Source organism: Mucilaginibacter lacusdianchii (genome assembly GCF_009770985.1).
In the GTDB taxonomy this organism is placed as follows: domain Bacteria; phylum Bacteroidota; class Bacteroidia; order Sphingobacteriales; family Sphingobacteriaceae; genus Mucilaginibacter; species Mucilaginibacter lacusdianchii.
The window spans coordinates 1-23,032 of the sequence record NZ_WSRW01000004.1 but is presented as its reverse complement, the minus strand read 5'-3'; the positions used below and the strand labels follow the sequence as shown (position 1 = coordinate 23,032).

The window sequence follows — 23,032 nt, the reverse complement described above, 5'->3', positions numbered from 1 at the left end:
ATATAAATGTCTTAATGATTAAAAGCCAACATTAATACCTAAGGTATAGGTTTTAGGGTTGTACACATCAAAGTTAGTTGTACTATTGATATAGGTTTCCGGATCATAAGGCAGGTTTTTGTCTCTTACCCATGTAGCCAGGTTAGTACCTCTAAAATAAACTCTGATACTTGACACTTTAGCTTTTTGAACCAACAATGCCGGTAAATTGTAAGATAATGTTAATTCTCTTAAACGAACATAGTCACCTTTGTATAAGAAACGGGTTGATGATGCACTAGAGTTGCTTGCATTATCGAATACATACTTAGGTACATTAGTAATATCACCTGGCTTTTGCCATCTGTCTAACTGTGCTGCTACACGGTTGTCACCGGTATCAAAACCATCACTTTGTGTATAACGAGCCCAAGAGTCGCGGATATAATTTCCGAAGTTATAGTAAAGCAACCCGCTTAAGCTTAAACCTTTGTAACTAAATTCTGATGTAAAGCTGCCAAAGTATTTAGGCGAAGCAGAATATTTAGGATTAGCTACCTGTTTAGCTTGGCTGTAAACTGATGTTGTTTTGGTATAAGTATCATCAGTATACCATAATGCGTTACCATTAGCAGGATCAACCCCAGCCCACTGGCGCAGGTAATAAGTTTGAAAATCCAAACCTTCTCTGCGGATGAATGTACCACTTACCTGATCTTTATGGTCAATTAAAGTAAGGATACGGTTAGTATTGTGAGAAACATTTAAACCGGCGGTCCATTTAAAATCACCTATAATTAATGGCGTACCTGAAATTGATACCTCATAACCACGGTTTCTCATTGAACCAATGTTATTAGAAAAGGCATCATAACCAGATGTTGGCGATAAAGGTTGATTTAACAATAAGTTGTTTGATTGTCTGTTGTACCAATCAAAAGTAATAGATAGTCTATCCTTGAATAACGATACATCAAAACCAACGTCAACTGTTTTGTTAGTTTCCCAAGTAAGGTTTGCGTTACCAACAGAAGTTGGGCCACTACCACCATTACCTAAGTAATTATAGTTATAACCAGCACCTAATGCTGTAGTACCAGTACCATAACCGTATAAAGCTCTCCAGTTATAGTTACCGATGCTTGCATTACCTAAGGTACCGTAAGAACCTCTGATTTTTAACAAATTAATCCACGGAAGATCTTTAATAAAGTCTTCTTCGTGCATATTCCACGCGGCACCTATTGAACCGAAATTACCATATTGGTTGTTAGCACCAAAACGAGATGATCCATCTCTACGGAAGCTACCGGTTAAAGCATATTTACCTTTGTAAGTAACATCTCCTAAGGCTAGTAAAGAGGCAAAGGTGTAATCTTCATTACTACCAGTAGCTTCTAGTGGAGTAGAACCGGCTGATGGTACATTAATATTGTAATTTGACGGGAAACCAGTTGTAGTTACACTTGAAAAATAATATTTAGATTTCTGTGCCTCGTAACCGGCTTTAATGTTAGCTACCCAAACGTTGTCATGATTCACATCTAAGTGATAGTCTAACATATTTGTGGTAATCCAGTTGAAATAACGAGTATAATAACGTGATGATAAACCACCATATGAAGAACCATCACCAAAATCAGGGTTCCAGTAGGTATCTTCCTCTAAAGCGCTTAAATCAACACCAACCCTTGAAGTAAATTTCAAATTAGGTAATATTTTGTATTCACCAGATAATGAACCGATACCTTTTAACTGGTGCAAACCCGACTTGTTTACTGCAGCGTTTGCTAATGGATTGAAGCTTGATGAGAATTGTGAAGGATCAACATTATAGCCGCCATTAGGGTTGCCTGGCTCGTAAGGGTTTAAAAACGGCAACAAAAAATAAGAAGCACCTACCGGGTTAGCAAAAGCACCACCGTTTGAAGGTGTATTTTGACCGTTTTCGCCAATAGTAAAGCTTGTAGAGAAAGATAACTTATCACTAGCTTTATGTTTAATATTCACATTTGTTGAATATCGGTCAAAATCAGAGCCTATTACTGTTCCTAATTGCTTAAAATAACCACCACCAATGTGGAATTGAGTATTTGCGTTTCCACCGTCAATAGACAGGTTATACTGTTGATGATGACCAGTACGAGTAACCAAGTCCATCCAGTTGGTATTAACACCGTTTCCAGAACCATATGACTCATCTATATCAGGTAGCGCCGAAGCTTTGTCTGGATATTCACCTGCATTAACTAAACCTTCAGCTGTCAAATCGCGCCACTCAGCAGTAGTTAATGGACGGCCGGCTTTAGGTAATCTGCTTGGCCTTACATAACCATATTCTGCGTCAAAACGTACTTTGGTTTTTCCAGCACGACCGCTTTTAGTCGTAATTACAATTACACCGTTAGCGCCACGTGAACCGTAAATAGCTGCCTGTGATGCGTCTTTCAAAACCTGAATACTTTCGATATCATTAGGGTTTATACCAGCGATAGGGTTGCTTGATGTTGTGTTTCTTGATAAATCACCTGAGTTAATAGGAATACCATCAACAACATACAATGGATCTGAACCTGCTGTGATAGATCCAATACCACGAATTCTGATTTGCTGTAAAGCGCCTGGCTGGCCTGAACCACCAGTAGATTGCAAACCAGCAACCCTACCCTGTAAAGCTTGATCTACTGATGGATATGGCTTATCTTCTAAATCTTTGGAAGCCACATTTGATATAGGTCCTGTTGCCGCAGCACGAGTTTGTGTACCGTAACCGGTTACAACAACTTCACTCAAAGCTCTTGAGTTTGGAGCTAATATAGCATCAACAGTACCAGAGTTTATAGTAACTTCTTGAGTTAAATATCCTATAAACGAAAACACCAATGTGCCGCCTGCTGATGGTACATTGATTGAATAATGACCTGAGCCATCTGTAACGGAACCTGTTTGTGTCCCTTTTAGCCTAACACTTACTCCTGGTATAGGCTGCTTGTCGTCCTGACCTGTAACTGTACCGGTCACGGTACGACTTTGTGCATAAAGTTGCCCAGCAAAAAGCAAAAGAAAGCACAAACTCAATAGTAGAAGTTTCTTCATCTGTTTCTAAATCAATTAAATATTCAATTGGCAATAAAAATATAGCACAATTTCGATAAATAAAAATAAAACGTTAAAAAAAGGTTAAACTTTTAATTTTTAGACAAAAGAGTGAGAAAATAAAAAATTTAGTACTATGTATTGCATAGTACATTCTAAAACATATATCTTTGCATTATGATAGTTGAAAATACACAAACCCAAATGCGAAAAGGCATTTTAGAGTATTGCATACTCTGCATCATTGCCAAGGGTGAGATATATGCTTCAGATATTATTGCCGAACTTAAGCGCGCACAGCTGCTGGTGGTTGAAGGCACTTTGTATCCGTTGCTCACCCGTTTAAAAAACAACGGATTGCTAACTTATAACTGGGTTGAGTCTACCTCGGGGCCACCGCGCAAATATTATGTACTGGCCGATGAAGGCCGCCAGGTACTAGAACAGCTAGACAAAACCTGGAACGAACTGGCATTTGCCGTACAAACCTCTATCGAAGGAAGAAAATAACAACCATCGTTAATCACTCAATCATCATGAACAAAACAATCATCATCAATATAAACGGTACTGTATTTCATATAGAGGAGGGCGCGTACGAGCTGCTGAAGGAATACATGACCGAAGTAAAAAGACACTTCTTTAATTCGGCCGACAGCTTGGAGATTACTACCGACATTGAAAACCGCATAGCCGAAATGTTTACCGAAGTACTGGCACGCGACGGACGCCAGGCCTTGGTAGAACAAGATGTAAAATATGTAATTGAACAAATGGGTTCGGTAGAAGATTTTGAAACTGCCGAAGATGAAGGTACAAGCTTTACCTCGGCATCATCTTATACCAATAAAACGTTTACCGGTCAACGCCGACTGTTCCGCGATGCGGACGATCATTTGGTGGGCGGCGTTTGTGCAGGTATAGCCAATTATTTTGATACCCGCCCTACTTATATACGCCTGGCTTTTGCTGTAGCCTTTGCATTTGCCGGCACTGGTTTGTTTTTATACATCGTGCTATGGATTATTTTACCCAAAGCTGTAACCCGTGCAGACAGGATGGCCATGAAAGGTGAACCACTGGATTTGCAAGGCTTTAAAAGGAATTTTGAAGCCGAAATGAGCACAGTTGGCGGCCATTTCGCCGATTTTAAGCAGGAGGCACGTCCGCTGGTATACAAAACCCGCGATTTTATAGGCGATTTTTTTCATCACCTGGGTGTATTTTTAGGTGGCACCGGTAAAGTGCTGATCAAAGTATTGGGTATTGCTATTATCTTGTTACTAGCAGGCGGCATAATATTTAGTATTATAGCTGTGGTAGCAGCCCTTGTTTTTGGTGACAGAAGCCATATATCTTTACCCAACATATTTTTTAACTACCGGTATTGGGATCAGGTTTGTGTAGGTTTTGCCTTGGTGATTATTATCCCACTGGTTGCTTTAATTGTTCTGGTTGCCCGGGCAGTATTTAATACGCTTAGCTTTAGCCGGTCGGCCGGTTATACTTTATTGATTGTGTGGGTATCGGCACTGATTGTGGTGGCTTATCACGGCGCACGCATCGCCGGCGACTTCAAAGATTCGGCAGGGTTTACCAAAACCATTAATTTGAAGCCAACTAAAAACCAGGTTTACAAGCTGCAGCTCAGCGAAACCATGTTTTTAACACCTGAAGACAGCGCTAGGCTAGATATCAAAAACAAGTTTCAGGACATGACGCTGATTGATGATAGAGATAACGATATGGAAGAAAACCAAGTGAGGATATCCATTGAAAGAGCAGATGTAAAATATCCGGTACTGGTAGAGGAATTCACCGCCCGTGGCCGCAGCTATGAAACGGCGTTAATTAACGCCCGTAACACCAGGTATATCTTTACCCAGCAAGATTCTGTTTTAAAATTTGATTACAAATTACGCCGATTAAACAGTGCACAATGGCATAACGAATCAATATACTTGGTTTTGAAACTGCCGCTTAATGCTACCGTAATTTTAGATGATAAAATTAACCGGTACATTAACAACAACATGGACATTTACGGCTGTAATGAACAGAATGGCCGAAGCAACAATGGCATAGCCACCTTTACAATGACCGATAATGGCCTTACCTGTAAACTGGATTCGGTTGGTATGAGATTACAAGCGTCTAAAGCAGAACAAGAAACAGCTGATGTTCCAGATACCGCCCAGGTTGTTGTTGATACTGTAGATGTGATTGACACCGTGAAAGCTGCAACACCTCCGCCGGTTAAACATCGTAAAGTTATCAGACGACACCGCCGTCCATAATCATATAGTATAAAGGCTGCTGCCCCTTACTAGGGCAGCAGCTATATTGAGCTAAGTTCCCCTGCATACAAACCTCCTTGTTTAAGTAAGGATAGCTATGCTTTTGATTTTACTTTTGAACCTACACCTTACTGCTGATACTGAACAATACCTCGTTCCAAAAAATTTTAAAATAATCTGTAACCAACCGGCCGCTTACTGCATCTTAATAACAAATAGCAAAACAACCCGCCTGTAAGGCTAGCAGGTAAATAAGCTTAATATTTAACTAAACGCAATTTAAAAAGACCAAAAGTCTTTAACTGGATAACTATTGCCTAAACATTTACAACACCCTAAATCGCAATCATCATGAAATCAATCACATACAAACTTTTATTATTAGCGTGCATAGCAGCTGGCAATAACGCAGTACATGCACAAACTGCCCCCGCCGCCGCAAAAGCGCAAACCATAACTGGTACCGCTAAAGTAACTGGCTCGCTAGTTATCGAAATTGGTAAGCCAGCTGATTACGCTACTGTAAGCCTGATTAGGGCTAAAGACTCGTCCATTGTAAAAAGCTCATTAAGTAACGAGGCCGGTGTATACACTATTGATAGGGTAAGTGCCGGTACTTATATTATTAAAGCAACCATTATAGGTTATAACAAATCTTTTAGCGCACCATTTACAGTAACTGCTGCATCAACCACGGTTAGTGTGCCGTTGATGAAAATTTTACCAGCTACCAACAGCTTGCAAGCTGTAAACGTAACAGCTACCAAGCCATTGGTTGAACGCAAAATAGACCGTACTGTTATTAACGTAGAAAACAGTGTATTAGCAGCCGGCAACTCAGCCATGGAAATTTTGGAAAAAGCACCCGGCGTTACTGTTGATAAAGACGATAACATTAGCCTACGCGGCAAACAAGGTGTAACTGTAATGATTGATGGAAAGCTTACCTACCTTTCTGCTGCACAACTGGCCCAAATGCTGCGCTCTACTGATGGCAATACCATTCAGTCAATTGAGATTATTACCAACCCATCGGCAAAATACGACGCGGCCGGTAACTCAGGCATCATTAACATCAAGATGAAGAAGAATCGTAATGTAGGCACCAACGGTAGTTTTTCGGCCAATGCCGGCTATGGCAACAACCACAAAGCCAGTAGCTCATTAAACATGAACCATAAAGATGGCAGCCTTAATATTTTTGGTACTTACAGCTACACCAACAACAAACGCCCGCAAGATATTAACCTGAACCGTAACATCAGCAGTAACGGTGTTAACACCTTGTTCAAAGAATCAACCGACATGCTGGGCAGCCGTGCCGCTCATAACTACAAACTGGGTGCAGATTATGAAGTCAGCAAAAACAATACCCTAGGCGTTCAGCTAAGCGGCTACAACACTGCCTTTGACGCTAATACTTTTAATAACACCTTAATTTTAGGTGCCGAGCAACTCAACACCCAAGCCGTTACCACTACCGCCAACCAGTCAGCTGAGCGATATAATAATTTTGCAGCCAACATCAACAACCGCCTGGTTTTAGATACTATGGGCAAAGAGCTAACTATGGATGCCGATTACTCTTACTTTAGCAACCGGCAAAGTAATAATTATACCAACAATTATTTTTATGCGGATGGTACTACCTTACGCACCAGTTCATTACTACGTAACAACCTGCCTACCCGTATTAACATTGGTACTTTCAAAGCCGATTACACCAACCCTATTGGCAAAACCATGAAACTGGAAGCAGGTGTTAAATTCAGCTACGTTCACACCAATAATGATTTGCGTACCGATTCTATATTAAATAATAATTGGGTAGCCGATGCTGGTCGTACCAACCTGTATATCTACACCGAAAACATTAATGCCGGTTACTTAAACTTTAGCAAAACCTGGAAAAAAACCTCATTACAATTGGGTTTACGTGCCGAGCAAACCAACTCAAAAGGCGACTCGAGAGATATTAACGGCCTGCCTACTATTAACGACAGAAATTACCTAAACTTTTTCCCAAGCGTATTTTTGAATCAGGAATTATCTGATAAACATACTTTAGGCATCAACTACAGTCGCCGCATTGACCGTCCAAGCTATGACGATTTAAACAGCTTTACCCAGATTTTGAACGCCTATACTTACGTACAAGGTAACCCTAATTTAAGACCACAGTACACCAACTCTTACGAATTATCCTACACTTACAAAAAAACTTACAATGTAACCTTAGGTTATAGCAAAACTACCGATGTAATGGCCGAAATACCTCGCCAGATAGATGAGCAAAAAGTAACCTTTATTACCCGCGAAAATTTAGCCGTGCAAAACGCATACAACTTAAATATCAGTGCACCATTCAATGTTACCAAATGGTGGAACAGTAATAACAACCTTACCGGCTTTTATTTGGGCTTTAAGTCAGACGCCTTGCAGTTAAACGATGGCCAATATGCAGCCAATGCTAACTCCATCAATACGTTTACTTTAAACAAAACCGTTAAGTTAGAAGGAACCTTCAATTACCAATCGCCATTAACTTACGGTTTGTTTCACATCCGCAGTAATTATGGTTTTGATGGTGGTATCAGCAAATCATTTGCGGCTAAAAAAGCAACACTTAAATTTTCTGTAAGTGACCTATTTAACACCCGCAAACAAAACCTTACTGTTAAACAAGGCAACCTGAACTTTAACGTATTTCAGAAAAACGAAACTCGTGTAGCCCGCTTAACCCTTACTTACAACTTTGGTAATGCCAAAATTCAATCCCGCCGTCACAACAGCGGCGCCAGCGATGAACAGGGCCGTGTAAAAGCTAACTAATTTTAACACTCTACATATATGCTATTACGCCGCCGGCTGATTATTTAGCCAGCGGCTTTTTTTGTGCCAAAAAAGACACAGCTTGCATTTACAACACTTCTTTTAAACAGTTTTTGATAACTTGCGGCACCAACCCGCTTGCCTTATCTGCAAAGCAAATTCATCAAAAACGATATTGTGTAATTCATGAAAAGATTGTCTTATCTGTCTGTTGCGGCTATTTTGGGTGTTACCATGCCTCAAATCAGCAACGCACAAAACGGCGGCTTACCCGCCACCAACCCATTTTATGCTGCCAGCAAGTTAGCTTTTGAGGCGCCTGCTTTTAACAAAATAAAAAACAGCGACTTTAAGCCTGCTATGGAAGAGGGCATGCGGCAGCAACAAATTGAAATACAAAAGATAGCGAACAATCCGTCCGCTCCTACTTTTGAAAACACCTTGGTTGCTTTAGAAAAAAGCGGCCAGCTACTATCGCGGGTGTCTCACGTATTTAACCTGCTTACCGGAGCCAATACCAATCCGGATTTGCAAAATACAGAAGCAGAAGAAGCCCCTAAGCTGGCAGCTAATAATGATGCGCTTTACTTGAATACCAAACTGTTTAAACGGGTAGAAAGTATTTATCAAAAGCGCAACCAGTTAAAGCTGGATGCCGAATCTAAACGATTGGTAGAATACTATTACCAAAATTTCGTTCAGGCAGGTGCGCGTTTATCGGATACAGATAAAGAAACTTTAAAAAAATATAACCAGGAAGAAGCATCATTAACCACCAAATTCGGCAATCAATTACTGGCTGCTAATAAAGCAGGCGGATTGGTTGTTAACGACAAAGCTGAACTGGCCGGACTATCGGATGCGGCCATCGAAGCTGCTGCGCAAAATGCAAAAGCCGCAGGCTTAACCGGCAAATGGTTACTTAGCCTGCAAAACACTACCCAGCAGCCCGATTTGCAATTGCTAACTAGCCGCGCCACCCGCCAAAAGCTGTTTGAAGCCAGCTGGACACGTGCCGAAAAAGGTGATGCTAATGATACCCGCCCTACCATTATAAGCATTGCACAGCTACGGGCCAAAAAAGCAAAACTATTAGGCTATCCAAGCTATGCTGCGTGGAAGTTGCAGGATCAGATGGCTAAAACACCATCGGCTGTAGAACAGTTTTTGAGCCAAATTGCGCCCGCCACTACGGCTAAATCACGCCAGGATGCAGCCGATTTGCAGACGGTGGTTGATCAACAAAACGGCGGTTTTAAACTAGCGCCGTGGGACTGGAACTTTTATGCTGAGCAGGTGCGTAAGGAACGATTCAGCCTGGATCAAAGTCAGATAAAACCTTATTTGGAGTTGAACAGTGTGTTGCAAAACGGCGTATTCTATGCAGCCAATCTGCTTTACGGCATTAGCTTTAAAGAGCGTAAAGATTTGCCGGTATACCAGGAAGATGTGCGGGTATTTGATGTTTTTGATAAGGATGGCCGCTACTTAGCGCTTTTTTATTGCGACTACTTTAAACGCGATAACAAAAACGGCGGTGCCTGGATGAGCAACCTAGTTGAACAATCCAGATTGATGGGTACACAACCAGTTATTTACAATGTATGCAATTTTAACAAACCTGCCGCGGGCCAACCGGCGTTGTTAAGTTTTGAAGATGTGCGAACCATGTTTCATGAGTTTGGCCATGCCTTGCACGGCATGTTTGCCAGTCAGCAATACCCTAGCATTTCGGGCACGGCTACCGCACGCGACTTTGTAGAGTTTCCATCGCAGTTTAATGAGCATTGGGCGCTAGATCCGAAGGTGTTGCCGCATTATACCTTGCATTACCAAACCAAACAGCCAATGCCTCAGGAACTGATAGAAAAAATTAAAAAAGCAAGCTCGTTTAACCAAGCCTATGTAACCACCGAGGCTCTGGCTGCCGATTTGCTGGACATTCAATGGCACACCATATCGCCCGACACTGTTATACAGGATGCCGATAAATTCGAGGCCGATGCGCTGCACAAAACCGGCTTAGACCTGCCGCAAGTTCCGCCGCGTTATCGCTCTACCTACTTTTCGCATATTTGGGGTAACGGCTATGCCGCCGGCTATTATGCTTACATGTGGACGTCTATGCTGGAAGCCGATGCTTACTCGTGGTTTACCGAGCATGGCGGATTAACCCGCGAAAACGGCCAGCGTTTCCGCGACATGATTCTGTCTCGTGGTAACACAGTTGAACTGGGTCAGTTGTTCCGCAACTTCCGCGGTCATGAGCCGGACATTAAGCCGATGCTGAAACAAAGAGGATTGCTGAAATAGCAGATAGTGTGTGATTAAATAAAGTTATGTCATTGCGAGCGTTAGCGTGGCCATCTCATCGCGTTTGTTCAACATACGACGAGATTGCTTCGTTTCTTGCAATGACAGGTTTAAAGCAATAAAGAGGCGGATGTTCATTGAACATCCGCCTCTTATCTTTTATATATCTCCCTTTAGGAAATTGATAAACTTATTGAACCATAAATACTGCATTACTGAACAGCAGCTTGCCATTTTCCCAAAAGCTGCGGAACAGGGGATCGTCGGTTAAGTATATTACCGAGCCCCGGCCCATTTGTTGTACGCCAAACAGCATACCGCTGGTTAGCTTTTCCTTTGCTTTTTGCCCGGCAAAGCCTGATGTGTAGCTGTCTTTTTTCAAAACACCTACATTCCAACCGGCATCACCCAGGTAATCATAAGCATCAGTGCTTAACTTTAAGCTGTAATAATAATTAGGAAAGCCATACCCTAGCGGATGGGTATTATCTAAGTAAACTTTGTAAATAGCCCCTGGAATGTTATAGCGGATAGCTTCGCGGTCGCGATTCTCATAAGGTCTTACCGCAACATTTTTACTAGCTTTTTCGTCCTTTTTATCTTCCTTGCTTTTTAATGCAAAGCCTTTTTTATCGGCCAGCTGCGATACGGCACCTTCCATGGCAATCAAACGGCCACCATCGCGTATCCAGTTCTGTATTTTTTCAGAATCTAAATCCTCATAATAACCATCAGGTGCAATAATCACATCAAAATCACTTAAGCGGGTACGGTTTAAATCGCGGTAGCGTACCAAGCTTACTGGGTAGCCAATTTGCTGCTCAAAAAAGTGCCAAACTTCGCCCATAGCATTGGCCGATACTCCTTCGCCCGCCAACAACATCACTTTGGGCTTGTCCATATAACGTATGGCACCCGAACCTAAATCGGCACCTTTATCTACAAAACCTGTGCTTAAGGGAACCAGGTTTCGGTGATAAGCAGTAGCCAGCTGCATAATGTTCTTATCAAAATCGGCTGTATTATTACTGGTGCGCGCGATAATTAACGACCCTGCTGTAAACTTCTTGCCGCCTGCCTCGAACGGCGTTGCGCTGTAACGTACTTTTATATTCTTGTTTAGCAAAGCCGCCAGGAATTTTACGTCCGCAACTGACTGCCAAGTAGATACATAAGCATAGGCCTGCCCATTTACCGCACCAGCAGCCGTAGCCGCAGGACTTACGGTAGTAGCCGGCTTAATAGACTCCGTTAAACCATATGCCCTTAAACCATATGCGTATGGTAAAGACCAAGCTGTAATATCATAAGTATTTGAATCGGCTACAAAGGTTTTTGGCTCTAAAAGCACATTTAGCAATACCGCTTTGGGCTGATAAGCGTTCACCACCAAATCGGCAGGGCTTACCGTATAACTTTCAGTTTTTCCGGTAAAATAATTGTATCCATTTACCGTACGGTTTACGCCATAGCCATATTGTATTTTGTTTTTATCTAACACCTGCGCCAGTGCCTGCAATTTGTCGGCATTTTCATTACGGATAATGTATGTTTTATAAACACCTGGTGGATTGGTACGGCTGTTATCAAAATATTTTTTAAACTCGTTAATCACCTGGGTAGCATGCGCCGATGCCACTTCAATCGTACTTAAGGCGTTAGAGTGATGGTGCGCTATACGGTCGGCCAGTGTTAAGGTATCACCGCTACGGGTAACCACGGCTAAACCGCCTGCCGAGTGGCCGCCCTGCTCATAAGTCATACCAATAGACCCATTATAAATAGGATAGGTATCACCGTAAGATGGGTACAACAAGTCAAATTCTTCTTTGGTAAAATACATCCAGCCATGCTGGTCAAAGTACTTGGCGTTGTTTTTACCGATGGTTACCTGAAACTCGCGCTGCCAGGGGGTAATATCTTTATGAAAAGGCTCGGCAGCTGGCGCAAAGTAGTAAGGGTTGTTATAACCCTGCTCATGAAAATCAACATGAATTTGGGGTAGCCATTGGTTATATAAACCTACACGTCCCTGTACTTCTTTTTGTGTTTGCCAGGCCCAATCGCGGTTCAAATCAAAATAATAATGATTTACCCTACCGCCCGGCCAAGGCTCTATATGCTCGCGCGATGCGGGGTTTGCATCTGGCACAGCGCCACGATTTTGATTGTAAAAGTTCACATAACGATCGCGCCCGTCGGGGTTCAGGCATGGGTCAATTACCACTAGTGTATTTTTAAGCCAGGCTTGTGTACGGCTATCCGCTGGGTTTACCATATCGTACAAAGTTTGCATAGCCGTTTCGCTCGAACTAGGCTCGTTACCATGCACATTATAACTTTCCCACACAATAACCGGTGTGTTGCTCAACGTAGCGGGTCCGCTACTTAAGCCTGCCAAGTACAGGTTATGCTGGCGGATATCTTCCAAACGGTCAATATTCTCTTGCGAACCAACGAACGCCACCATCAGCGGACGGCCTTCGTTAGTATTGCCGTACTGTACCAGCTTTACATTTTTAGCGTTTTGCGCCACGTACTTAAAGTACTCGGCTATAAGGTAGTGGTAGGTAAACTGGCTGCCCAGCGGATAGCCCAAAAACTGTGAAGGAGATTGCAAAGCTTGTGCAAAAGCGCTCCCCACACAGCATAAAACAATAAATGAAGCGTAAAATTTTTTCATCATAAGGTACTGGCTAAGCTAATAAACAATATTGGTAAATAAGTTTCCGGTCGGCACAATTTATCCTAGATAAATACCATAATTTTTAGTATCTTAATACCTTTGCTATCATAAATGACACCCTTACAGGCTCTACATAAATACTACGGTTATACCCAATTCCGGCACCAGCAGGAAGCCATCATTCAACAAATTTTAAACGGTGGCGATGCCATGGTGCTGATGCCTACCGGCGGCGGCAAATCATTGTGCTACCAGTTACCAGCGGTACTGTTGCCCGGCTTAACCATTGTTATTTCGCCGCTTATTGCGTTGATGAAAGATCAGGTAGATGCGTTGAACATCAATGGCATCCCTGCGGCTTACTTAAACTCCACCCAAGGCAGTGATGAGCAGCAAAATATCATTAGCCGTTTACGTTCAGGTGATATCAAACTGTTGTATCTGGCGCCCGAGCGGTTATTCAGTTCAGAAAGCCGGTTGGTAGCGTTTTTAAAATCGCTCAATGTGAGCTTAATTGCTATTGATGAGGCACATTGCATCTCACACTGGGGCCATGATTTCAGGCCCGAGTACCTGATGCTGGCTCATTTTAAAACAGAGTTTCCTAAAACACCGGTAATTGCGCTAACCGCTACAGCCGATAAGGTAACCCGTCAGGATATCAAAGAAAAGTTGGCGCTGGCTAATCCGGCAGAATTCGTTTCATCCTTTAACCGGCCCAACATCAGCTACAAGATAGCACCCAAAAAGAATAGCTATCGCCAGTTGCTTGACTTTTTGGAATCGCACAAAGAAGATTCCGGCATCATCTATTGCTTGTCGCGCAATTCATGCGAGGATTTAGCCAGCGACCTGAAAGCGCAGGGCTACCAGGCCGAGGCTTACCACGCCGGATTAGACAATGACACCAAGGCCCGCAATCAGGAAAAGTTTTTGCGCGATGAGATTAAAATCATGGTGGCTACCATCGCATTCGGTATGGGTATCAACAAATCGAACGTACGCTATGTGGTGCATTATGATTTACCTAAAAATATCGAAGGCTATTACCAGGAAACCGGTCGCGCCGGTCGCGATGGTTTACCGTCCGAAGCACTGTTATTTTTTTCGGCTGGTGATGCCTTTAAGCTACAGCGTTTTGCACGGGTAGACGGTAATGAAGAGCAAAGCCGTATTATGCTCAAAAAGCTGGATGATATGGTAAAATACTGCCAGCTGCAAACCTGCCGCCGCCAGTATTTAATGCATTATTTTAATGAAAAGTTTCCGGCACATTGCGGTTCATGTGATGTGTGCCTTACCGAATTTAAAAAAATTGATGGCACCATCATCGCCCAAAAAGCATTATCGGCTGTGGTGCGGTTAAATCAGCGCTTTGGCACTACTTATGTGATCGACTTTCTGCGCGGCTCTCGAAGCGAAAAAATCCGTGATGAACATAAACAACTGAAAACCTATGGCATTGGTGCTGATTTAAGCAAAGCCGATTGGCAGCGCTATATTGGTCAGCTGGTACTACAAGGCTTATTACAGGTTACGGAAGATGCTTATCCCATCTTAAAACTAACCGACAACAGTGATGCTGTTTTAAAAGGCCAGCAAAAAGTAGAGTTTACGCAAGCTGAAGAAATAGAAGTAGCTGAAGATATTCAGACACCGGTATACGAAGCCGGTTTGTTACAGGACCTAAAATCTATCCGCTTTAACCTGTCTATGAATGAAAACGTACCAGCTTACATTATCCTGTCGGATGCTACGCTGCTGGAAATGGCTACTTATTTGCCGCAAACCATGCAGGATCTGGGCCGCATATCGGGCTTTGGCGAGGTAAAATTAAAGCGTTATGGCGAGCAGTTCCTGGAAGCTTTAGTCAGCTATTGCCAGCAACATAATTTGTCATCCCAAATTAGTAGCAAACGGGTTAAAGCCGGTTCGTCTAAGCCAAAAGCCAGCCGGCCATCGTCGGGCAACACGCAACGTGAGAGTTTTGAGCTGTACCGCTCGGGCAAAAGCATTGCCGAAATTGCCGCACAACGCAGTTTGTCTACTAACACTATTGAGAGTCACTTGTGCAGCTTTATTCAAAGCGGTGAGATGGGAGTTACCGAAATGGTACCCGAGCATAAAATGCCTGCGATACAAAATGCTATTGAAAGTTATGGTGCCGAACGGTTAGCACCACTTAAAGAAGTTTTGGGTGATAGTTACAGTTATGCGGAAATTAAAGCGATGGTGAGTTGGATGAAGCGGGAAGTGGTTTAAGCATATGATTACACGTACACTAATATTTTGTCATTTCGAACGACAGTGAGAAATCTTATACGCTATAAAGTAGCATATAGATAGGCAATACCTGGCTTACAATGTTTCTAATCACCGTTAAAAAAATAGGTCTTATTTATATCTCTTTCATATGTGGAATTACAACTTTTACCTATACATCACAACCAATACATCTAAAAACACTTTATATATAGGTGTTACTGATGATTTAACTAGGCGGCTACAAGAGCACGAAGCTAACAAGGGAAACCCTATTACTTTCGCAGGCAAATATTATTGCCATCATCTCATTTATTATGAACGCCATACCCATATCGAATATGCCATAGCACGGGAAAAAGAGATAAAGAAGTGGCGGAGGGAAAAGAAAGTTGCTTTGGTAAAGACTATAAATCCAGAAGTACTATTTTTAAATAGAGAAGTAATAGAGGCTTAGAAAAGCATGAGAATCTCATACGACTGCAAGGTATAGCGTATAAGATTTCTCGTTATCACTCGAAATGACATTATTAGTAAGTATCAACAATCCTTACTATTTCAACTTATCTAACGATTTCTGATACGTTTTGCCCAATTGTCCAACAATAAAGCTTTTGGGCAATAGTTTCATAAACTTACTGCCAACCCTGTTAAGCAGCCCGGGAATGTGGTTATATTTGCGGCTTTGCAACGCCGCGATGCCCTCTTTAGCCGCCTGTTCTACTGGCATTAGCCAAGCTTTTAATTCGTTGAATTTCTCACCTTCGGTCATTTCGGTGGCAATACCGCCGGGGGCGTAAACGGTGAGAGACAATTGCTTATTTTTTAACTCGTACTGCAAGGCGTTAATAAAATTCATTACAAAGGCCTTGGTGCCTGCATAAACAGCTTGATACGGTGGCGGATAAAGTGCGGCCATGCTGGATACAATCATCACACCGCTTTCTTTGCCTGCTATTTCGAAGTGCTTAACCAGTTGGGTGGTAATACGCACCACACTGATGACATTGGTTTGCAAAATGCGCTCAAAATCACCTTCGGGCATTTCAATATGCGGACCAAAGTAGGTAATTCCAGCATTTAAAATAGCGGCGTAAAGCTCCTGCCCTTCCAAACTTAGGCTAATCAGGCGGTCAATATCAGCCTGCACAGATAAATCGGCCACAACAACCTTTACCTGTACGCCTGCTTGCTGCTCCAGTTCTGCTTTCAGCTGGTTTAATTTATCGGCACGCCGGGCGGCAATAATCAGGTTAGCTTTGTGCTGGTAGGCTAACTGACGGGCCATTTCATAACCTAAACCGGATGATGCACCGGTTACCAAAATCCATTTATTGTTAAAATTGAGCGACTTCACTAACCCAAAGCTATGGCAAATAGTTGAAATGACCTGAAATTATTTATATCGGCCGCTTCAATTTGGTGATAATAAGAAAAGCCTTTAGTTTATACCAAAGGCTTTTCTTATTATAGTTTAATTAACCTTACTCACCAGTACTGCTGGTTGATGTACGGTTTTGCTTGAGAGATTGCACTTCGGCCCGTAGCTCTTCAATTTGCTGTTGCTGCTCTTTTATAGCCCCCAATAATACCGGTATTAAGCTTTGCATATCAACTGTTTTCATATTTACTGAACGATATGCATTTTTACCCGAAGGCACCAGCTTGCTTTCTGTTTTTACCAGGCCCGGCAATACAGCTTGTACATCATCAGCCACAAAGCCGTACTGCATACCCTGAGGCAGATTAATGCCTTTTAGCTGTTCTGAGTTATAATTATAAGTTACCGGCTGCAAGCGATTTACCGATTGTAAAGCCCCATTGATGGGCGTAACATTGCTTTTTGCCTGTTTATCGTCAAGTTTAGTTTGCCCAAAGGCTATAGTAGTAAAAGCCGACAAGATAGCCGCCAACACTACGGTTTTAAAAGATTTCATTTTCGTTTTTTTAAATTTATCAAAAGACTTACAAGTCCTTTTTTTTAAAGGAACATGTATACACCATAAAATTGCTAACTAAGTAAGTAACCGTTAGGCGGTGGTGTAGGCACATCCGGGTAGAAGAAATATGGGAATTTAGCTTTGGTAAAGACAGCAGATTCTGTATTTAAATTAAACACAGGTAACTCAAACCGAAAAACAACCAATTGATGAATATATTCTTTGGCCGAAAACTCTCTAAGGTTTTCCAGTTCTTTAGCCGGTTCTTCGGAGCAGGAATCACCGGTGCTGGCTAATTCAAACGTATGCTTTAACAACAACGACAAAACCGGCACATGACTTCTTTCCAGAATTCCGGCAAGAATCACAACCAAAGTCATATATTTTAAACTCTTAAACAGCACGCTTTCTTGAATTTAGCATTACAAAGTTAATACAATTTATACCACTAAAAAGTTGTACGAAGCTTAATTGGAAGGACTAAGTAAAATTTGACATTGCCATAACCTGACGTTTAATTTTATATTTGTGCTATGCAAATTCAACAACTCTACCAGTTATATCTGCAGCACCCTGTTATCAGTACAGATACCCGCAAAATTGCTCGCGGCAGTATGTTTTTTGCTTTAAAAGGCGATAAGTTTGATGCCAATACCTTTGCCCAACAAGCGCTGGAAGCCGGTGCCGCCTACGCGGTGATTGATAATGCTGATTTTAAAACAGATGATCGCTGCATACTGGTAGATGATGTATTAAGCACCCTGCAGGATTTGGCCCGGCACCACCGCCGGCAATTGCAAATACCGGTTATAGGCCTAACCGGCACCAACGGCAAAACCACTACCAAAGAACTGATTAATGCCGTACTATCGCAACAATTTAATACACTGGCCACGCAGGGCAATTTGAACAATCATATTGGTGTGCCGCTTACTATACTTTCCATCAAGCCAGAGCATGAAATGGCAGTGATTGAAATGGGGGCTAATCATCAAAAAGAAATTGAACTATTGTGTACCATTGCGCAGCCCAGCCACGGGTTAATTACCAATGTAGGCAAGGCCCATTTGGAAGGATTTGGCGGCGTAGAAGGCGTTAAAAAAGGTAAAGGCGAATTATATGACTACCTGAAAGCCTCGGGTGGCGTTGCCTTTGTACATGCAGACAGTATGGCTTTGCTGGAGATGCAAGAGACCCGAGACCTGGAAAATGTTGTATACTACGGCACAAAATCACTGTTAAATACCGTTATAGGTACATTAACCTCCAATGCGCCGTTTCTTTCTCTAGCATGGGGTAAGCAAAATACCCCTACCCAATATGCCGTAAACTCACAACTAACCGGTGAGTATAACTTGCCTAATATTTTAGCGGCTATTTGCATTGGCGATTACTTCAAATTGAACCCCGAGCAAATCAATCAGGGCATTACCGAATATCAGCCTAAAAACAACCGGTCTCAAATTGTAAAAACCGCTACGAATACGCTTATTTGCGATTACTATAACGCCAACCCCAGCAGCATGGTAGTAGCCATAGACAATTTGGCTAAAATGCAGGCTGCGCATAAAGTGATGATTTTGGGCGATATGTTTGAAATGGGCCTTGAGGCCGCTGCCGAGCATGAAGCCATCATTAAAATTGCGCTAGAAACCGTAGCTAATTCATACATCTTTATAGGGGAAGAATTTTACTTGCAGCGGCAAAACTATCAGGCAACGTTTTATCGTACTGCCGAAGAAGCCATAGCAGCTTTACAAACCGTACCGATTACTAATTCAACCGTACTGATTAAAGGTTCGCGGGGTATGGCTCTGGAACGGCTGGTGCAGTTTCTTTAGTTAGCATTTAGCCATGCGTTAATTCAGCAAGTCATTTTTGCATACCCAAACTGCATTAATGACAGATGAAACGGTATTCCAAGTATTGCACTTACCGCAAGCAGCTTCCATAATAGTACGGAATACTTTTTGCTCATTATGTATATATGGAGCATTTACAATTCATAACCGCATATATAGTTGGCGGCGGCGGATTTAACTCGGCCTGGCTGCTAATGATTGTGATTACTTTGGTGAGTTTAGGTGTGCAATGGCGTTTCAAAAGCAAGTTTAAAGAGTATTCTGAAATTGGGCTGCTGTCCGGCTTATCGGGTGCTGAGGTGGCTCAACGCATGCTACGCGACCATGGCATTTACGATGTACAGGTAATGTCGGTTGAAGGACAACTGACCGACCATTATAACCCCGAAAACAAAACCGTAAACTTAAGTCCGGATGTTTACCACAGCCGAAGCGTAGCCGCAGCAACGGTAGCCGCACACGAGTGCGGGCATGCGGTACAACATGCAAAATCATACGCATGGCTAGGTTTCCGGTCGGCTATGGTGCCACTGGTTACCACGGCTTCTACCATTATACAATGGACTCTGATGATTGGGGTAATGCTGCTGTTCTTTTCGGGCAATGCTATTGTATTATTTATTGGTGTGCTGGCCCTGGCCGTTGTAACTGCCTTCAGCTTTGTAACCTTACCCGTTGAGTTTGACGCCAGCCGACGCGCCTTAGCATGGCTGAACAACAATTACAGCGTAATGCAAACCCAGGAAGAACACAATGAAGCTAAAGACGCCTTGTGGTGGGCAGCCATGACTTATGTAGTAGCTGCTTTGAGTGCCTTGGCTACCCTGCTGTACTATGTGTCACTGCTAAACAGTAATCGCAGAAATTAAAGATGATTTTAAATAGAAAAGGCCGCCTGATAAACAGGCGGCCTTTTCTATTTAATCGGCAGTTAACAATTCGCGAATAGTTTCGGCCGATTCAATGACGTCAAAATTGCTGTCGCCTACAAAAACTTTGGTGGTATTGCCATCAAAGTCGGGCGCTTCATAAAAATATCGGATGTGCGCCGTACTGAAGTATAACTTGCGATTGTCGGGCGCTTCGGTGAGTACAATAATTTTGGCCATAACTTGCTGCTGAATTTCCAAGAGTAACAGCATAACACGGCTTAAGTTTGGCTATCATTTGCAAGCCCATTAAGCTATATGCATTCTCTTTATTCTATAAATTCAAAAATTGTGGTTCAACCTACTGTATTATGTATTGCTGCCTAACAACAACCGCATAAATTAAATTATTCTTTCATGCAAAAGGCGCTGTTAACACAGCGCCTTTTTGCTTTATAATTTTGAACCTGCTACCAGTAAGCGATATTGTTGTTCATCCAGTTTACCCGTTGCGACAGGAAGTTTTTCAAGTAGGCTACCTCTTTATCATAACTGCCGGTTACTACAGCATTAGGGTAAACATAGGTATTTAAAACTGGCCACCTGGTAAAATTGCGTTTTTGCGATAAGTTCAAGTATTGAGCAGTTTCGTCAATATCAGTAAACATTTGTTTTACCTCATTATCTTTAATCTGTGCCCATCTTTGTTTCACTTTTGCAACAAAGGCAGGATCTTTAGATAAACGCTCAAACCACTTTCCGTATTTAATATACCAGAAACTTGCAGGATTTTTGGTTTCGGCATAATCAACGTTACCTGCTGCTGTATCAAAATCCCAGATAGGTCCCATACCCAGCTTTCCGTTACGGTCTTTGTAATAAAATATACTGCTAAAATCGCGGGCATCCGTTGTCTGAAAAATTTCTTCTACCAGATACCATTTCAAAAACGAGTCTACATTGATATACTTGGCATAACCTTCTACCGGGTCATTAGCATTTGTGGCAAACAGCGCATTTTCGGTAACCTGCATATAGCCGGTTATGTATTTTAATTGTTGTGGCGTAATATCTTCTGGTGATTTTACGCTAAATGGTAAGCCCTGGCTGGTTTTAAACCAATACGTTTCATCCATCTTCTGATCCAGTTCCAGCAGGTAGCCACCTGTAATATCCTCGTCTGATGTGTTAGTTGGTTTAAGTTCTTTGATATTTACTCTGTTTTCGTTTACCTCCACGTGTGAAGTTAGTAAATAATTGCCTACGTAATCACCATTCAAATACAACTCAACAAACCGACTATCTGATGTAAAATCGGCACCCAATCTGCGACCCAGCATTAAGGCAATACGGTTACGCATCAACGATTTATCATTGTAATTAGCCAGCAGTGCCCAGTTTTTTGCGGCTGGCATACCCAGCATTGCTGTTTTGTTATCAAACTTTAAGCGATAAGGTTTCTTAGGATATAACATCCACGTAGAGTTACCCCGCCCTTTTGCTTGTAACGGAATAGTGGTTACAGGCTGGTCAAATTCCATATTAGGGTCAACCACCATTGTGCCTTTTACATAATTATCTTTCGACATAATAGGTCCCGAGGTGGTTAACCGCAGTATAGGCAAACCGGTAAATAATTTCACCATTACCTTATAAGTTTTGGTGCTGCCATCGGTAGCCAGGGTAACCAGGTTAACAGGTTTACTAAAGTTAGTAACAGTTTTACCGCTCACTAGCAGCGTATCTTTATTCTTCACCGTTACGCCCTCTGTACGGGTAGCAAAGGTTAATACCAGCTTTTTAGAATCATCGGTATTAGGCAGTACTGCTGTAATTTCGTTATTGGAGTTGATTGTACACGGTATATCTTCGGTAATTTTACCTAAGTTGTTCTTAAGTTCAATTTTTGCTGATGAAATAGCCGCTGTTGATACATCTGTAATTGTACCTGTGCCTGGCACACTTTCATCCGGCGAAGTTGCTACAGTGTCGTATTTACGGCAACCACATAAAGTTGCTAAAATCAATAAAGCACAAAAGTACTTATTCAAATTGATAGGGTAAAGATTGAGCATTGCTACGGCAAAATATCAGCAAATATAGCTAATACTTAGCACATTAAAGTAGTTGGTAACACTTACTGAATTAGTGCATATTTCACTAAATTAGCCCCCATCTTTAATGCTTTTATACGGGCTTCCTGGCTATCGCCGGCATAGGTGCCAGCATCTTCCCAACCATTGCCCAAATCGCACTCTACATCATAAAAGCATACCAGGCGGCCTTTATAAATCAAACCAAATCCTTGCGGGCGCTTACCATCATGCTCGTGTATTTTGGGCAAACCGTTCGGAAAATCAAATTTTTGATGATAGATGGGATGATTAAGCGGCAGTTCCACGAAGTCTAGTTCAGGAAATACCTTTTTCATTTGCGGGCGAATAAACTTATCCAGCCCGTAGTTATCGCAGATATGCAAAAAGCCGCCGCCGGTTAAGTATTTGCGCAGGTTACGTACTTCCAAGTCAGAGAAGATAACATTACCGTGCCCTGTCATGAACACAAAGGGATAGTTAAACAACTCGGCACTGCCTACCTCCACCGTTTCATCTTCAGGGCTAAAGTTGGTTTTAAGATTCTGGTTGCAGAATTTGATCAGATTAGGCAAGGCAGTACGATCACCATACCAGTCGCCACCACCGTTATATTTTAGGCGTGCTAAGGTATAGGTAGGTGGACTTACCGTAAAGCTGCTCAGCAAAAGTGCTAAAATAACAATGATTAGTGCTTTGTATTTCATGACAATTTCCCTCTCAATCCTACTGTCATCTCGAACGGCAGTGAGAGATCTTTTTAAAGCGCACAAGTTAATCGCTTTCAAAAGATTTCTCGTTAG

16 protein-coding genes are annotated in these 23,032 nt (G+C 42.2%); 8 read left to right on the top strand and 8 right to left on the bottom strand.

The features are described from left to right. Nucleotides 1-18: 18 nt before the first annotated feature. On the bottom strand, nt 19-3,075 hold the full coding sequence (locus GPM24_RS18695; protein ID WP_158828677.1) for a SusC/RagA family TonB-linked outer membrane protein: 3,057 nt from the start codon (nt 3,073-3,075) through the stop codon (nt 19-21). A 177-nt stretch (nt 3,076-3,252) separates the two neighbouring features. Here GPM24_RS18695 and GPM24_RS18690 point away from each other — a divergent pair, with 177 nt between their 5' ends. The 4 genes from GPM24_RS18690 (at nt 3,253) to dcp (ending at nt 10,517) form a co-directional block, all read left to right on the top strand. Then, entirely contained in the window at nt 3,253-3,585 is a 333-nt protein-coding gene (locus GPM24_RS18690; RefSeq protein WP_158828676.1) for a PadR family transcriptional regulator, read from the top strand. 26 nt (nt 3,586-3,611) lie between these two features. Beyond that, a complete protein-coding gene (locus GPM24_RS18685) occupies nt 3,612-5,372 on the top strand; it encodes a PspC domain-containing protein (RefSeq protein ID WP_158828675.1) in 1,761 nt (586 codons plus the stop codon). A gap of 351 nt (nt 5,373-5,723) precedes the next feature. Continuing rightward, on the top strand, nt 5,724-8,204 hold the full coding sequence (locus GPM24_RS18680) for a TonB-dependent receptor domain-containing protein (protein ID WP_158828674.1): 2,481 nt from the start codon (nt 5,724-5,726) through the stop codon (nt 8,202-8,204). A gap of 186 nt (nt 8,205-8,390) precedes the next feature. Next, complete coding sequence (gene dcp / locus GPM24_RS18675; RefSeq protein WP_158828673.1) at nt 8,391-10,517, top strand: peptidyl-dipeptidase Dcp; 2,127 nt, start codon at nt 8,391-8,393, stop codon at nt 10,515-10,517. A 190-nt stretch (nt 10,518-10,707) separates the two neighbouring features. On the opposite strand, the gene GPM24_RS18670 is transcribed toward dcp, so the two are convergent. Further along, the gene (locus tag GPM24_RS18670) at nt 10,708-13,203 is read right to left on the bottom strand and encodes a M14 metallopeptidase family protein (protein WP_233268903.1); all 2,496 of its coding nucleotides are present in this window, start codon (nt 13,201-13,203) and stop codon (nt 10,708-10,710) included. A 111-nt stretch (nt 13,204-13,314) separates the two neighbouring features. Here GPM24_RS18670 and recQ point away from each other — a divergent pair, with 111 nt between their 5' ends. Further along, complete coding sequence (gene recQ / locus GPM24_RS18665) at nt 13,315-15,465, top strand: DNA helicase RecQ (RefSeq protein ID WP_158828672.1); 2,151 nt, start codon at nt 13,315-13,317, stop codon at nt 15,463-15,465. A gap of 151 nt (nt 15,466-15,616) precedes the next feature. Beyond that, nucleotides 15,617-15,922, top strand: a complete 306-nt coding sequence (locus tag GPM24_RS18660) for a GIY-YIG nuclease family protein (RefSeq protein WP_158828671.1) — start codon at nt 15,617-15,619, stop codon at nt 15,920-15,922. Between the two features lie 96 nt (nt 15,923-16,018). On the opposite strand, the gene GPM24_RS18655 is transcribed toward GPM24_RS18660, so the two are convergent. From GPM24_RS18655 to GPM24_RS18645, 3 genes are all read right to left on the bottom strand, one after another. Further along, complete coding sequence (locus GPM24_RS18655; RefSeq protein WP_158828670.1) at nt 16,019-16,822, bottom strand: SDR family NAD(P)-dependent oxidoreductase; 804 nt, start codon at nt 16,820-16,822, stop codon at nt 16,019-16,021. A gap of 127 nt (nt 16,823-16,949) precedes the next feature. After that, nucleotides 16,950-17,402 (bottom strand): tail fiber domain-containing protein, encoded by a 453-nt coding sequence (locus GPM24_RS18650; protein ID WP_158828669.1) that lies wholly within the window; start codon nt 17,400-17,402, stop codon nt 16,950-16,952. Between the two features lie 74 nt (nt 17,403-17,476). Further along, nucleotides 17,477-17,785, bottom strand: a complete 309-nt coding sequence (locus GPM24_RS18645) for a hypothetical protein (RefSeq protein WP_158828668.1) — start codon at nt 17,783-17,785, stop codon at nt 17,477-17,479. A gap of 153 nt (nt 17,786-17,938) precedes the next feature. Between GPM24_RS18645 and GPM24_RS18640 the strand changes: the two genes are divergently transcribed. Next, nucleotides 17,939-19,246 (top strand): UDP-N-acetylmuramoyl-tripeptide--D-alanyl-D-alanine ligase, encoded by a 1,308-nt coding sequence (locus tag GPM24_RS18640; RefSeq protein WP_158828667.1) that lies wholly within the window; start codon nt 17,939-17,941, stop codon nt 19,244-19,246. 146 nt (nt 19,247-19,392) lie between these two features. After that, entirely contained in the window at nt 19,393-20,136 is a 744-nt protein-coding gene (locus GPM24_RS18635; RefSeq protein WP_158828666.1) for a zinc metallopeptidase, read from the top strand. A gap of 51 nt (nt 20,137-20,187) precedes the next feature. Here the strand turns inward: GPM24_RS18635 and GPM24_RS18630 are convergent, their stop codons facing one another. The 3 genes from GPM24_RS18630 to GPM24_RS18620 form a co-directional block, all read right to left on the bottom strand. After that, nucleotides 20,188-20,409 (bottom strand): hypothetical protein, encoded by a 222-nt coding sequence (locus tag GPM24_RS18630; RefSeq protein WP_158828665.1) that lies wholly within the window; start codon nt 20,407-20,409, stop codon nt 20,188-20,190. A gap of 197 nt (nt 20,410-20,606) precedes the next feature. Beyond that, the gene (locus tag GPM24_RS18625; RefSeq protein ID WP_158828664.1) at nt 20,607-22,211 is read right to left on the bottom strand and encodes a CotH kinase family protein; all 1,605 of its coding nucleotides are present in this window, start codon (nt 22,209-22,211) and stop codon (nt 20,607-20,609) included. Between the two features lie 62 nt (nt 22,212-22,273). Further along, complete coding sequence (locus tag GPM24_RS18620; RefSeq protein WP_158828663.1) at nt 22,274-22,936, bottom strand: DUF4159 domain-containing protein; 663 nt, start codon at nt 22,934-22,936, stop codon at nt 22,274-22,276. Nucleotides 22,937-23,032: the final 96 nt, after the last annotated feature.